This is a genomic window from Alkalihalobacillus deserti (assembly GCF_020734105.1).
In the GTDB taxonomy this organism is placed as follows: domain Bacteria; phylum Bacillota; class Bacilli; order Bacillales; family Bacillaceae_D; genus Halalkalibacter; species Halalkalibacter deserti.
Genome location: NZ_JAJAFR010000003.1, coordinates 437,493 through 450,095, shown reverse-complemented (window position 1 = coordinate 450,095; position 12,603 = coordinate 437,493). Strand labels below are relative to the sequence as shown.

The 12,603-nt window shown below is 33.9% G+C and carries 15 protein-coding genes and 1 pseudogene; 6 read left to right on the top strand and 10 right to left on the bottom strand.

What is annotated here, in order from left to right; genetic code table 11:
- Positions 1–37: 37 nt before the first annotated feature.
- Entirely contained in the window at positions 38–979 is a 942-nt protein-coding gene (locus LDX58_RS08655) for a tyrosine-type recombinase/integrase (protein ID WP_227936414.1), read from the bottom strand.
- Between the two features lie 382 nt (positions 980–1,361).
- Between LDX58_RS08655 and LDX58_RS08650 the strand changes: the two genes are divergently transcribed.
- Entirely contained in the window at positions 1,362–2,783 is a 1,422-nt protein-coding gene (locus tag LDX58_RS08650; protein ID WP_372459134.1) for an SLC13 family permease, read from the top strand.
- Between the two features lie 413 nt (positions 2,784–3,196).
- On the top strand, positions 3,197–4,156 hold the full coding sequence (locus LDX58_RS08645; RefSeq protein ID WP_227936413.1) for a calcium/sodium antiporter: 960 nt from the start codon (positions 3,197–3,199) through the stop codon (positions 4,154–4,156).
- Positions 4,157–4,997: 841 nt separating this feature from the next.
- Here LDX58_RS08645 and LDX58_RS08640 read toward each other — a convergent pair.
- From LDX58_RS08640 to LDX58_RS26675, 6 genes and pseudogenes are all read right to left on the bottom strand, one after another.
- Complete coding sequence (locus LDX58_RS08640) at positions 4,998–5,165, bottom strand: hypothetical protein (RefSeq protein ID WP_227936412.1); 168 nt, start codon at positions 5,163–5,165, stop codon at positions 4,998–5,000.
- A gap of 122 nt (positions 5,166–5,287) precedes the next feature.
- Positions 5,288–5,503 (bottom strand): hypothetical protein, encoded by a 216-nt coding sequence (locus LDX58_RS08635; protein WP_227936411.1) that lies wholly within the window; start codon positions 5,501–5,503, stop codon positions 5,288–5,290.
- A gap of 274 nt (positions 5,504–5,777) precedes the next feature.
- Positions 5,778–5,945 (bottom strand): hypothetical protein, encoded by a 168-nt coding sequence (locus tag LDX58_RS08630; RefSeq protein ID WP_227936410.1) that lies wholly within the window; start codon positions 5,943–5,945, stop codon positions 5,778–5,780.
- A 185-nt stretch (positions 5,946–6,130) separates the two neighbouring features.
- Positions 6,131–6,595: a hypothetical protein gene (locus tag LDX58_RS08625; RefSeq protein ID WP_227936409.1), complete on the bottom strand. Its 465-nt coding sequence runs from the start codon at positions 6,593–6,595 to the stop codon at positions 6,131–6,133.
- A gap of 642 nt (positions 6,596–7,237) precedes the next feature.
- A complete protein-coding gene (locus LDX58_RS08620) occupies positions 7,238–7,504 on the bottom strand; it encodes a hypothetical protein (protein ID WP_227936408.1) in 267 nt (88 codons plus the stop codon).
- A gap of 356 nt (positions 7,505–7,860) precedes the next feature.
- Positions 7,861–7,956 (bottom strand): annotated as a pseudogene (locus LDX58_RS26675) (LLM class flavin-dependent oxidoreductase); the annotation flags it as partial.
- A 118-nt stretch (positions 7,957–8,074) separates the two neighbouring features.
- Between LDX58_RS26675 and LDX58_RS08610 the strand changes: the two are divergent.
- The gene (locus tag LDX58_RS08610) at positions 8,075–8,464 is read left to right on the top strand and encodes a VOC family protein (protein ID WP_227936406.1); all 390 of its coding nucleotides are present in this window, start codon (positions 8,075–8,077) and stop codon (positions 8,462–8,464) included.
- Between the two features lie 129 nt (positions 8,465–8,593).
- Here LDX58_RS08610 and LDX58_RS08605 read toward each other — a convergent pair whose 3' ends face one another.
- The gene (locus tag LDX58_RS08605; protein WP_227936405.1) at positions 8,594–9,769 is read right to left on the bottom strand and encodes a TraB/GumN family protein; all 1,176 of its coding nucleotides are present in this window, start codon (positions 9,767–9,769) and stop codon (positions 8,594–8,596) included.
- Between the two features lie 234 nt (positions 9,770–10,003).
- On the opposite strand from LDX58_RS08605, the gene LDX58_RS08600 reads away from it, so the two are divergent.
- Entirely contained in the window at positions 10,004–10,183 is a 180-nt protein-coding gene (locus LDX58_RS08600) for an H-type small acid-soluble spore protein (protein ID WP_227936404.1), read from the top strand.
- A 128-nt stretch (positions 10,184–10,311) separates the two neighbouring features.
- Here LDX58_RS08600 and LDX58_RS08595 read toward each other — a convergent pair whose 3' ends face one another.
- A complete protein-coding gene (locus LDX58_RS08595; RefSeq protein WP_227936403.1) occupies positions 10,312–10,521 on the bottom strand; it encodes a hypothetical protein in 210 nt (69 codons plus the stop codon).
- Positions 10,522–10,869: 348 nt separating this feature from the next.
- Here LDX58_RS08595 and LDX58_RS08590 point away from each other — a divergent pair, with 348 nt between their 5' ends.
- Positions 10,870–11,238 carry a YhjD family protein gene (locus LDX58_RS08590; RefSeq protein WP_227936402.1) on the top strand — a complete coding sequence of 123 codons (369 nt, stop codon included), beginning with the start codon at positions 10,870–10,872 and terminating at the stop codon, positions 11,236–11,238.
- Between the two features lie 168 nt (positions 11,239–11,406).
- Here the strand turns inward: LDX58_RS08590 and LDX58_RS08585 are convergent, their stop codons facing one another.
- Entirely contained in the window at positions 11,407–11,571 is a 165-nt protein-coding gene (locus LDX58_RS08585) for a hypothetical protein (RefSeq protein ID WP_227936401.1), read from the bottom strand.
- 598 nt (positions 11,572–12,169) lie between these two features.
- Here LDX58_RS08585 and LDX58_RS08580 point away from each other — a divergent pair.
- The gene (locus tag LDX58_RS08580) at positions 12,170–12,595 is read left to right on the top strand and encodes a MarR family winged helix-turn-helix transcriptional regulator (RefSeq protein WP_227936400.1); all 426 of its coding nucleotides are present in this window, start codon (positions 12,170–12,172) and stop codon (positions 12,593–12,595) included.
- Positions 12,596–12,603 lie beyond the last annotated feature (8 nt).

Genomic DNA, 12,603 nt, shown 5'->3' with positions numbered 1-12,603 from the left:
ACCCATGTTGGTAGCTTTCCTGTACATACACGAATGATTAAAATCGAAACGAATCAATTGCTTTCTTTTTCGAATCAAAATCAATATGCGTATAAACCTGAGTAGTTGCCAAAGATTCGTGGCCTAAAAGTTCCTGCAAAGTCTTAAGGTCAACTTTATATCCGTCATTTGTAACATCATCTATAACAGATTCGCTTGCTTTATTCCCCTGCAGCAACAACGTCGAAAACGTATGACGAAGATGGTGCAAAGAAAAACGTGTGGGAGGGAGTCCAGCTTTTTTCAACGTTTCTTTAAAGATCTTGTGTAAACCACGCGGGTTTAATCTTTGTCCGTTTTTATTATAGAAAATCGGCTCCTTTGGATGTGTTTGATACTCTTTTAACGATTCTTTATGTGCCTTTAATAAAGGGATGATAATTGAGTGAAGGGGGAGAAGGCGCTCCTTTTTTCCCTTCCCATAAATACGAATTGTTTCATTATAAAAATCAATTTGTTCCCAGGTCAAATCGACTAATTCTTGTCTTCTCATACCAGTCGTTGCAAGCAGTTTAATCATGGTCTCATTGCGTCTTGCAAGACCAGATTCATCATGTTCTAAATAAGCAAAGAGTTTTTTTAACTCATCCATGTTCATATATGTTGGGAGTTTTGAATCACTTTTTGGGGCTTTAATTCCAACCATGAAATCACCCTGAATGACATTCTCTTTGGCACAAAACTTACTGAATGACTTGAGTGTTGAGATCCGTCGCTGCATCGTGCGAGGTTTTGTATTATGGTTCATCATTTGATCCTGCACATACCGACGAATTAAGGAAGGATTTAATGAATCAAGTTCCATGGAACGCTTATGACGTTCTAAAAATTGTACAAACACCGTTAAGTCATAATCGTAGCTACGAACCGTATTGGCTGAGTAATTTTGCTCAACTTCAAGGTATAGCAAAAAATCATCAATGGCTTGCTGAATGTGCATAGGTAACGACCTCCAAAGAATTGAATTATAAGGACGACCCACGAAATTATCTCCCGAACCTAGAAGTTATTTGGACGGTCCATGAAGTTATCGGAACAGCCCAACATATTATCAGGAACTTGCGAGGAAGAACTTCCTGATAATGTTTATTATCGGAAGTTGGGGGAATGGTTATTGTTCCGGCGGAGTTTTTAGCTAGTTTACATAACATATATTATCGGAACCAAAAAATAAACAAGAAAACAGGTATCAAAAACTAAGTATACTCAATATTTTGAGATGAAAAATGAAATTGTTCTAACAGTATCAATCATGAACCTTGATCTAGCTACGTATATATTATATAGCTTGTCTAAATTGTTGATGATTGCAGGTGATTTTCATAAATAATTATTCTATTAGACAGTGGTTTGGTCTTTACCTTGGGCCTACTTTAGCTTTCATTTTATATTTCATACCAACCATTACAAACTTATCAAATGAAGCAAGAGCTGTTTTGGCTGTGACTGTATTTATTGCGATTTGGTGGATTACAGAACCAATTCCAATGGCACTTACCTCTCTCCTACCTTTAATCCTTCTTCCAGTTACTGGTGGTACGAGTTATGAAACTACTTCAAGTGCTTATATGAATCCTCTTGTCTTGATGTTTTTAGGCGGATTTACCATTGCTTTGGCAATAGAAAAATGGAATTTGCACAAACGAATTGCTATGTTAATTTTATTAGTAATTGGGACGACTAGTAAACGAATTTTGCTAGGGATTTCTTTAGGTACCGCCTTTCTATCTATGTGGATATCCAATGCTGCTACTGCACTAATGATGTTACCTGTGGCTTTAGCTTTAATAACGGAAGTGAAAGAACAAAACCTTTTTGATCAACAATCATTTCAATCATTCTCAAAAGCATTATTACTTATTGTCGCGTATTCGGCATCTATTGGTGGTTTAGCTACGTTAATTGGATCAGTACCTAATGCTGTATTTGCTGGTGTAATGAGCTCGATTCTCCATCAAGAAATATCGTTTGCAACTTGGTTTTTTTTCGCATTTCCAGTAACCGTTGTCATGTTAATCCTGTTATTTGTTTTGATTAATTATCAATTTCCTATACATCACAACGCTAAAATACCTGTTTCATTTGTCCATAAACAATTATTAAAACTCGGTATTCTTACAAAAGAAGAAAAATTAATTTTTCTAGTTTTCCTTTTGACAGCAAGTTTATGGATCTTTAGTGAATTTATCCCCCTCCATCTAACAGATTCAAGCATCGCTTTAATTGGAGCATTAAGTTTATTCTTCATCCCCTCTTCAAATAAGCATGCTTTATTAACTTGGATGGATCTAAAGAAAATTCCTTGGAGTATCTTATTGCTATTTGGTGGAGGGTTATCCATTGCTACAGCATTTGCAGAATCTAATTTAACGAATTGGATTGGGGGGTATTTCAGCAGTCTCTCGAATTATCCTTATTCATTGATATTAATCATCTTTGCAACAGCCGTTCTTTTCATGACAGAAATCATGTCTAATACAGCTATCTCCAATATGTTTATCCCGATCTCAATTGGATTAGCAACAGTAATTGGTGTTGAACCATTTGGGTTAATGGCCATTGTCGCCTTATCCTCTACTTGTGCCTTTATGCTACCGATCTCCACGCCACCAAATGCAGTAGTATTCGGAGTGAAATACCTTTCATCTAAGGATATGCTTAAAACTGGATGGCGCTTAAATGTGTTAGCTATATTTGTCATAGTAGCTGCCGTATACTTTTTGTTACCATCTGTTTTTAGTTGAAACTGTAAATTCAGTCAATATAGAATATTGCCACATTTCCTGGGGAAGCGCATAAAACACCAAAAAACTTTTAGATTCGACCTTTCAACAGCGACAACGACCGAAAAAAAGTCGAATTTTCAACATTTCATTAAAATATCGATTTATTAAAAGTTTTGTAATTTTGTATGGATACCTAACAAATAAGTATCGATCATATGTTAAACTGATCAGGATTAGAAGGATATTCCACAAGACCCCCCTTTTCTCTTAAATATGCTAGCAAACAGCAGCATTTGCTATTTCCATCCTCTTAATTAAAAAATGCTATCTTACTCTTAAAACTGATTAGTATCAATAATTTTGAAAACCTTTCATTAGATCGGTCCTTTTTGTAAAAGATAAAAAGAAACGATAAGAAAGCTGGTGAAATAATGGTATACATATTATTATTAGTAGGATTTGCACTATTGATCAAAGGAGCTGATTATTTTATTGATGGCTCCTCTAACATAGCCGCCCTCTTTCGTGTTCCTCCATTAATTGTAGGTCTAACCATAGTGGCATTTGGGACTGGTGCACCTGAAGCAACTGTTAGTATTATTGCTGCATTAGAAGGCAATGCAGACGTTACAATTGGAAATATAGTTGGAAGTAATATATTGAATATCTCGTTAGTAGTTGGGGTTACAGCCTTTATTTTTCCTTTATCTGTAGAACGACCGACAATAAAAAAAGAAATTCCTTTTGCTTTTCTAGCCACTGTTGGATTATTTGTTTTAATGAGCGATAGAGTCCTTAATATCTCCAACGCAAATATGATCACTAGAAGTGACGGGATCATTTTCTTACTGTTTTTTTCGATCTTTTTATACTATGTTATTGAAGCTGCCCGAAATAGTCGCGAACAGACTAATGAAATCTCTGTTAATACAGAAGAAACTGGTACATGGGGTAAAAATACTCTTATTACGATTGCTGGTTTAAGTGCGATTGTTTTCGGAGGGTATTTAGTGGTTGAAAGCAGTACAGATATCGCTTATCGTTTTGGAATGAGTGAAACATTAGTGGGTTTGACCATAGTTGCCATTGGTTCATCTTTACCAGAACTCATCACTTCTGTAACTGCAGCAATGAAACAGCAAAGTGAAATTGCATTAGGTAATATAGTAGGGAGTTGTATTTTTAATGTTTTATTTGTTTTAGGTATATCTTCTATCATCTCTCCTCTTCCCGTAAATGATAAATTATTCTTTGATGTTATTGTTCTTTTGGTTTTGACTGTTTTCTTGTTTGCCTTTTCTAGAACTAAATATAAAGTCGCGAAATCGGAAGGCTTGATTTTATCGATTTTTTATATCATGTATCTAGTATATATTATAATTAGAAATTAGGCTAAACTAGCACCTTATATAATAAAAAAACGACTGTGCATTCATTCTGAAAAAAAAACGCTTAGTCAATGGGGCGACAAGCCAAAAAATAAACCACCCAACTACTCTAGAGTAACGGGTTCGGTTAAGAGGGAGAAAATATAATTTCACAAGCTAAATAGCATCAAAATTAACATAGGTTTTGGTAAGCAAATCGCATAACAAATAGCAAAATAAAAGGATCAGACTATAATCTGATCCTTTTTGGTCTGGAAGCATAGGCTTCTTCAACTAACACTCCCAATAGTTTAAGTACATTTCTTCACAATCTTTTAATTTACTTTAAAATATATACCCATTCTCATTAATAGTAATCACTACGAACCAACCCTTTAATTTTTATTAGTAGATTTTATCAAACAAGTTTACTGTTAGTTGATAGTCGCATGACCTCAAAATGCACGACAATTCAATCTTTAGAAGCATTAAGGCGTATTTAAACCCATGAAATGTAGGCTAGACGACTCTAAGGAGACATAATAACTAAATTTACATACAATAATGAATTTGGTTCTCTGTTAACCAGAGTGCAAGAGTATCTAGACTTTTAGCCTAAAAAGATAGTCAATAAGGAATAAAAAATAGCCAAGAATTCTTGGCTGCTAGTCTAACGGTTCGTTTATATTTATTTTTACCAACATTATCATTTGGAGAGTCACTAGTTCCATTCTCACTCTTACTATTAGGTGTTCAGAATAATGATTATCTTTTGTCACTTTGGCTCTCTCTGAAAAATTATCTTTTTTTCATTTTCTTCATTTCCTGAATAAAAGTAGTCTATAGTGGCTGATTAGCAAAATAACTATCTAATTCGACCAGTTATTCCGTCATCTCCAAGGATGGTCTCACTAACTTTAGGTTTACTCGCAAGCTTTGACTTCCTCGCATCCTTTTCAATTTCATCTACAGTAGAGCCTGTTGACATGAAGGACTGTTCTACAGGATCTGGAGCTTTTTCATTTTTGAGCATACTATCTCTCCTTTCTAACTTTGCTATTTTCTGTTGTAAGACAAGAACTATACAACAAGATTATTTTGGGGTTGCATAATTTCAAAAAAAGGAGCTAAATGCTCCTTAGAAAAACCTTTTGATTAATAATCCTTTTGGTCTCCTTCTCTAATTGAAGCTGTTGGAGCAAGATCTTCCTCTTCAGTTTTTTGAAAGCCTTTATCTAATCTTCCTGCATTTTCAATGTCACCAGAAGCCTTATAGCCAGCGATTCCAGTATTGGAAGTTGTCCCATAGAGACCCATTCCACCCAATTTAACATTGATACTTTCTTCAGTATGCTTTTTCTTCTTATCCACCTTTATCACCTCATAATAGTAATATAACCAAAGAAGATAAAAATATAGTTAATATATTAAGCGCTATGTTTTATTAAAACGATAAAAAAGTCGATTTCCTGAGATGAAGGAACCGACTTTTTTTACTACTTCGTATTCAACTAAAGCTCCCTCTATAAAGAAAGGAATAACTCTGGATTTCTCGCTACCCGTTAGCTTAACAAGAAAAGCCGCCATCTAGCGGGGGTTCAAGGACAAAAAAGCCAGCCAAATAAAAACTGATCGTATCTTTATTTTATTGCTTTCCTTTCTTCACAGCTTCGCGAGTTAAACGTGCATTGTTTAAGCCTTTGTCGCTAAATGCGTTATCGCTATTTAAACGATCTCCTATTGGTTCTCTATCCATATCATCCTTTAGTACGCCTGGGGTTTTTCCATGTATATTGTTTTCCTCTTGTGACATTATGTTTAGCCTCCTTTTCATTTATTATCTCTTGCCCGTAATTTCCTATACTACGCCTAATACTGAGGATGTATCTGTATTTACTTTCAAATCCTTCTTCAACAATCCTGCGCCTTTACTTAAAGAAAAAAGCATTACCCTTGTTGCGGTAATGCACCCGTTGAATAAGGTTTTCCGATAACAATTTAGTTATTTTTTTTATTTTCAATAAGGTATTGAAACCAATACATTAAAAATGCCTTAGGAAAATAATAGAGGAAAAACTGAAATTCATTTAACCGAACTAATTTATAATGTTTTATTTTTTTTGCAAATCTTGCAACTGGAGAAGCAAAGAAAGCATTTACTATTGCGTTGAGTAGTATAAACTGTTTAAAGTTTCCATATGTCCATTTTAATATCCACAGGGAACCTACAAAAAACGGTCCAATAAGATAAGGAAACTCCCCGAAAAAGACTGCTTTCGGTTTATTATAAAAAACCCACCATTTACGTTTTTTCCCAATTAGTGTAGTGATAAATTCTATAAGGAAAATAAGAAATGAAGCTGGAAGAAACCTTTTTATATTTCGTATCTCTAAAAAGGGTAGTGTCGACCATGTTAGTAAGATAATAGCAACATTAACTAATCTTTGCATTTTTATTGTCATAGCTTTATCATCCCCTTTTTTAAAGATTTTCCTTTCTTTTTAAAGTATCCAGTAAATTGCATTATATGTAATCGTTCTTGCACTCAACTGCTCGTTAGTTTAAGTACAATACTTCACAAACTCTTAGTTTATTTTAACACAAGTTTCCAATATGCCTTGAATAATGTTTATATGTGCGGATATTTATTAGGTTTTCGTACACAAAATAACAACACAATCAGCACCTGTTTTAATACATCTTTTAACAAGTCTACAAAAATTATTGTACGATTGTGGTTTCGTATGCTAAAAGGGGTGCTAAAGCAGATGTTAAAATAGTATTTTTGCTTAGAAACGTTGATATAACAACGAAAAAAAGAGGTGCGAATTATTATGCTAATCGCACCTCCAAAAGCTATGTTATTTCGTTTTTTCTCCCTCTCAACCGAACCCGTTATACTCTAGAGTAAGGGTGGTTTATTTTTTGGCTTGTTACGTAATAATCACGATGAGTTGTGTTACAAAAGCATAAGTGATTTGAATACGGTCCTCTCAGCGATGAAATGCCTCCACCCCTGAGAAGCGATATTTAATAACATTACCAATTACGATTAAAATACAATTCCAGAACAATTGTTCCGTTAGTGGAGCGTCCAAGTTTAATTAATGATACATATATTGGATTTCTTCCAAATCATGAATTAATGAATGTAGTTCTTCTTGCGTCAAAGAAAGTAACATCTGATCATAAAGGGTAATAATTTGTCCGCCCATATCGTGTTCATGACTCTTTAAATACCGATATAGCTTGTCAACTTGTTTTTTATTGAGTGTTGATTTAGTCGTTAATTTTTTCACTTGTTGGACGATAAATTCATTTACTTCATTATCGAATTCACCTGAAATAATTTTTCCGTCCCATGAAGGCATGATTATCACTCCTATAGTTTATTCCTTAGTATAACCAGATAGAAACTGACTATAAAAAACTTGCTAGCAATTCATAGGACTTCAACCTATTTTCAAAGTGATTGGTGTTGGTAATTACCATAATCTCATCTGCTTGATAGTACTCATAAAGATATTGTAATTCTGCTCCGACTTTTGACTGACTACCTATAATGGTTTTACTTCTCAGTTTCCTAATTAATTTTTTGCTGTCTTTTTCCTCGACATCATCGTCTTTTCTTTGCTCATCTTCAAGCTGCTTTTTTAAAAAGTTTTTCTACTTTTTCTGTTGTTTCTGCACATAGGATAGAAACAGTCACTATTACTTGTGGTTGTTTTTCTCCAGCTTGAGCTAACTTCAATGAGTCATTAAATGCATCATGAGCTGTTTGACTCGATGAAATGGGTGCTTGATCTAATATGCTCAATCTCATTGCATACTCCCTTCTTTCTTTTACTTCCTCTATTACATCTTCATTCTTATAAATAAGAATGTACAAATGCTTTCATGTTATAATGAGTTTATTATATCCTTTTTCAGGAGTTGATTATTTGATTAGATATAAAGAGCTTCATCACGTAAGTCTTACCGTTACTAACCTACAACGATCAAAAATATTTTATAGTGAAATCTTAGGATTTAGAGAAATCACACGTCCTGATTTTGACTTTCTTGGTGCTTGGTATGAAATAGGGCAACAACAGATTCATCTAATCGTTCTTCCATCAGCACAAACAATTCGCAATGATAAAAAATTAAGCAGCAGAGAAGGACATTTTGCTTTAAGAGTGGAGAATTACGAAGAAACTTTGCAATGGTTGAAGAAAAACAACATAGATGTATTAGAAAAACCCCATAGTAAAAGCGGGTTTGCGCAAATATTTTGCACTGACCCTGATGGTCACTTAATTGAATTTAATGTTGATCAACAAGATCTATAACGTTAATAGCCAAAAAACAAGGTAAGAGAATAATTCATCTCACCTTGTTTTTTGTGCGTGAACATCTAGGCAAACTTTTTGCTAGTAAGGAAAACTAACTTATTAATAGATAACACCCAGTAAACTTAATTATGCTCCAAACATGCTCTGAATAAATTGACGGACCACATCAGCTCCGCCAATGACTGTACCTATTGTACTTCCTAGATTAGTTAACACAACAATTAATAAAATACGAGTTACCTTATTACTCCAAAATCCCTTTAGCGTGAAAACATCTTCTGACAGGTTCTCGAAATCGCCTACTTTCGGTCTCCGAAAATACGCTTCAACAATTCCAGCAAACCAACCAGCCGCTAAAAGTGGATATAAAGAAGTAAATGGAGCAATGATTAAGGCAGTTAAGATCGTTAGAGGATGACCAAAAGCAATAGTAGCACCAATTGCTGAAAAAAGCGAATTCCAAATAATCCAACTCACTGATAAATTAACTCCGACTTCAGGATTTGCTAAAAAAGAGTAACCAATAATTCCAAGAATAATGAATGGAATAGCCCATCCAATAATCATAGGTGTTTTTGATTTTTTTGGACGTTCATTTAGAACTTCTAAGTTGTGTTCTTTTTTAATTTCTTCTTTAATACCAGGAACATGAGCAGCTCCTAAGACAGCTAGAACCTTTTTTCCTGGAGCGTCCTTTATTTTTTGAGCTAAATATTGGTCTCGCTCATCAATTAAAGGTACTTTTAACTTTGGAAAAGACTCTGTTAATTCATCAAGCATCGAATGTAGCATATCTTGAGATTTCATTTTTTCCAGTTCTTCTTCAGTAATGTCCTCTTTATTAAAAACACTATATATAATTTGCATTAGAAGCTTAGCTCTTCCGCTCAGTCCGATACCATGCCAAATCCGCGTAAAAGTAATTTGAATATTTCTATCGGCTAGAACCAAATCTGCGTTTATCTCCTTTGCCGATTCAATTCCTTGAATCATTTCTTGTCCTGGCTTAATATCAAATTGCTTTGCCATTCGCTTTTGAAAAGAAGAGATAAGAAGATTCATTAAAAGAAGAGTTGCCTTTTTCTCTTTTATCACCTTAAAAATATCCATATCCTTCCATTTATTGCTATCCGTAATAGATTGATACCTTTGCTCGTCCAATTCAATACAAACGGAGTCGGGTCTTTCCGCCTCAATCACTTCTTTTACTTGTTCTGCACTTTTCTTCGATACGTGTGCTGTACCAATTAAAATAATTTCTTTATCGCCTATATTCATTCTCGTAATGTTTTCTTCTGACATAAAATACCTTCCTTAGACAGATTCTTTATCACACTAACCATATAACTTATACAATCATGAGCTAAAACAATAACAATTTCAATGAAATTGTATCGATATACTTAAATTATACACTATATACCTTTAGTTTTTATAGATTCTAAATTTTAACTTTAAATGATATGAATGCTTGCTGAATAATAATATACGTTTATACAAATAGTAAGAATTGAAAAAAGGATTCGGAGGGAAAAAATGATTAAACAACGAGCAATAGAAATTTCAGAGTCACCTGTTATGGCAAATGTTACTTATAACGATATTCCTGTATACATCCAGATGGTAAGTGATAAAGATGAGACAGCGAGAATCTTTCCAATCGATGATCCACAGGATGAAAAAGAAGTCAATCTTTCTAGTTTGATTGAACATTAATCCATAACAAACAGAGGCTACTGAAAAGGTCAGTTTTCCCTTTCAGTAGCCTCAAAAAATCTTTTAAAGGTCGATTGTTGCCTTTTTCAATACCCCCATAAAAAAGTGAGTAGTGATCTCATAAGTGACTAAGTGTTTTCATTGATTTGCTTAATCTCTTCATCAGCAAAGTATTCATTGGCTTTTTCTAGTTCTTTGTGCTCATCGACCGAATCACCCGGATATCGATCGATTGTATTCGAAGGATGATAAGGATCTAATTCTGTGCGAACCCCAATTTCTCCACCGGTATTTGCTTGAGTTGGCATGTCGAATGTTTTTTTCTTTTTATTGTTCATAAAAATCACCCCTATAGATAGCATTTCTCTATAGCAGGTTTTCATACATATATTGTTATTAGTCGATCCCAATTATTCAGTTTCTTGTTTCTAAAAATCTCCTTCTGTTGGAATATAGTATTTGTAGCTTGATGCCCACCTCAAAGATTTCACGAACTCGTTGCCAAACTTCAACAACTATTTTTTTAATGGTGATTGCCGTCCAATAGATCGCTTACTCTCCGAATTTAATTAGTTATATTTCGGTCAAAATCAAGAAACCTCGAAGAAAGTTGATCATTTTTCTTTGCCTTTCATTGAAACGAGAACATACATTCCCGTATAATAATAAGAGGGGGCGAGTAATTGATGTTAAATAAAGCTGATGAAGAATTAATAACAAATTTTATATATTTACCTTTAGTTAGAAAAGTGTTTGAACGTGATATGGAAAAGTTAAAAACAGCTGAATTAAAATTCACCACACCTTACCTATCTTTAGTTGAAAGGACAATCATGAAAGTAGGAATTGATTTAGGAAAAGTTAAAAAGCAACTGTCTAAGAAGGGAATTTACGTGTACGACCAAGGCCAAAGTGAAGGCTTATGTTTATATTTAATTGTGATCAGAGGATATCGTCGTGAAAAAAGCCTTTTTCCTCATTTAATGAAGCAGACCGTTGAAACTTACATAAACGAATATTTGAACTTATTTGAAAAACCAAAGAATGAACAATAAAGCACCATTATGACTTTGACATTAGACAGAAAATGCGTAAATCTATCCTCTCTTAGCGTTTTATTGTGCGGGCCTAAAGAGGCACTATAGTGAGTTTCAATCCTTAGCTCCTACAATCAGAATAAAGATTGAAAAAGAGAATTCGATTATGAATTCTCTCCTAATTGACTATTGTTGATCTGGGCTATCAAGTTGACCCTGTTCATTCAAATAGTGGTTTTCTGTCGTTGCAAAGTTTACCGATATTAAACTTTCATCAGGATCTAATCCAAATAAATCCTTTTGATCCTTTTTTGAACGTTCATTACTTAATTTGTTTTTATCCATCTTCATGATTCATTCCTCCTTTTTCATTACTATTACCTAACGCTAGCTCATTAACTCCTGCTTGGTTATTTAAATTCACCTCTGCATCCATCCTTTCACCTGTCCTGTTTTACTAACATAATACTCCCAGGGTTGATCAGGGTAATCAAATGTATAAAATTTGGAAATTAATTATTTTGCTAATACTTTCTTCCCCATTACTCGAAAAGGATATTTACCCTCACAAGTAGCCTTTATCCGGATACCTTTGGACAAAAATTAGTAGCATTGAAGAACGTATTACAAATGAAGAGGCCACCTACTCTTTGGCATGATCCTACGACGAAAGAGTGCTTCTTTACCAACAAGAAACGGCTCCCCCTATACCACGAAGACAGAATGAAGTTTGGTCTATGATATAAAAACGGAAAACTTATGAATATTTATCATGATGGACAACACCCAAAATGGTTTATTTTGTCTATTTTACTTTTCATAGTTTCAACAGTGAAACGATTGAAATAGCGTTTGACTCATGGCCTCATATTGACATAAACTTCACTGTATATTATATTCAATTAATAAATAGTATAGTTATTAAAGTTATTTTACATAGGAGGCTTATATGGATTTATATGAAGAATTGTTTTTCTCCTTAAAAAAGGTACATGAACAAACGATCGCAATAATGCAGTCAAAAGAGGATAGTGTTCTACCAAAAGGTCAGATGTTCTTATTATTTAAGATTAATAGAAGTGAAAAGATGAAAACAACTGATATTTCGCAGTTTTTCGGCATTACTCCTGGAGCAGCAACCTCAATAGCTGATAAGCTTGAGCAGCTAGAATTTATTCAGCGTCATAGAGCTGAAAAAGATCGCAGAGTTGTTTATATCACCTTAACTGAAAAAGGAAAAGAATTTGTCAATAAGAAAAAGGAAGAATTTAAAAATCGCTTTACAGAATTATTAGGTGATTTTCCAAAAGGAGAAATCCAGGAAACGATTCAATCATTAAATAAGATTGCAATGGCATTACAAAAAAAACAATGACGAAAGAG

Excerpts from the sequence above, each read along its gene's own strand:
- LDX58_RS08585 (WP_227936401.1), bottom strand. The coding sequence starts at position 11,571 with ATGAAGATGGATAAAAACAAATTAAGTAATGAACGTTCAAAAAAGGAT.
- LDX58_RS08600 (WP_227936404.1), top strand. The coding sequence starts at position 10,004 with ATGATTAAACAACGAGCAATAGAAATTTCAGAGTCACCTGTTATGGCA.
- LDX58_RS08590 (WP_227936402.1), top strand. The coding sequence starts at position 10,870 with ATGTTAAATAAAGCTGATGAAGAATTAATAACAAATTTTATATATTTA.
- LDX58_RS08645 (WP_227936413.1), top strand. The coding sequence starts at position 3,197 with ATGGTATACATATTATTATTAGTAGGATTTGCACTATTGATCAAAGGA.
- LDX58_RS08580 (WP_227936400.1), top strand. The coding sequence starts at position 12,170 with ATGGATTTATATGAAGAATTGTTTTTCTCCTTAAAAAAGGTACATGAA.
- LDX58_RS08640 (WP_227936412.1), bottom strand. The coding sequence starts at position 5,165 with ATGCTCAAAAATGAAAAAGCTCCAGATCCTGTAGAACAGTCCTTCATG.
- LDX58_RS08630 (WP_227936410.1), bottom strand. The coding sequence starts at position 5,945 with ATGTCACAAGAGGAAAACAATATACATGGAAAAACCCCAGGCGTACTA.
- LDX58_RS08605 (WP_227936405.1), bottom strand. The coding sequence starts at position 9,769 with ATGTCAGAAGAAAACATTACGAGAATGAATATAGGCGATAAAGAAATT.
- LDX58_RS08595 (WP_227936403.1), bottom strand. The coding sequence starts at position 10,521 with ATGAACAATAAAAAGAAAAAAACATTCGACATGCCAACTCAAGCAAAT.
- LDX58_RS08620 (WP_227936408.1), bottom strand. The coding sequence starts at position 7,504 with ATGCCTTCATGGGACGGAAAAATTATTTCAGGTGAATTCGATAATGAA.
- LDX58_RS08625 (WP_227936409.1), bottom strand. The coding sequence starts at position 6,595 with ATGACAATAAAAATGCAAAGATTAGTTAATGTTGCTATTATCTTACTA.
- LDX58_RS08655 (WP_227936414.1), bottom strand. The coding sequence starts at position 979 with ATGCACATTCAGCAAGCCATTGATGATTTTTTGCTATACCTTGAAGTT.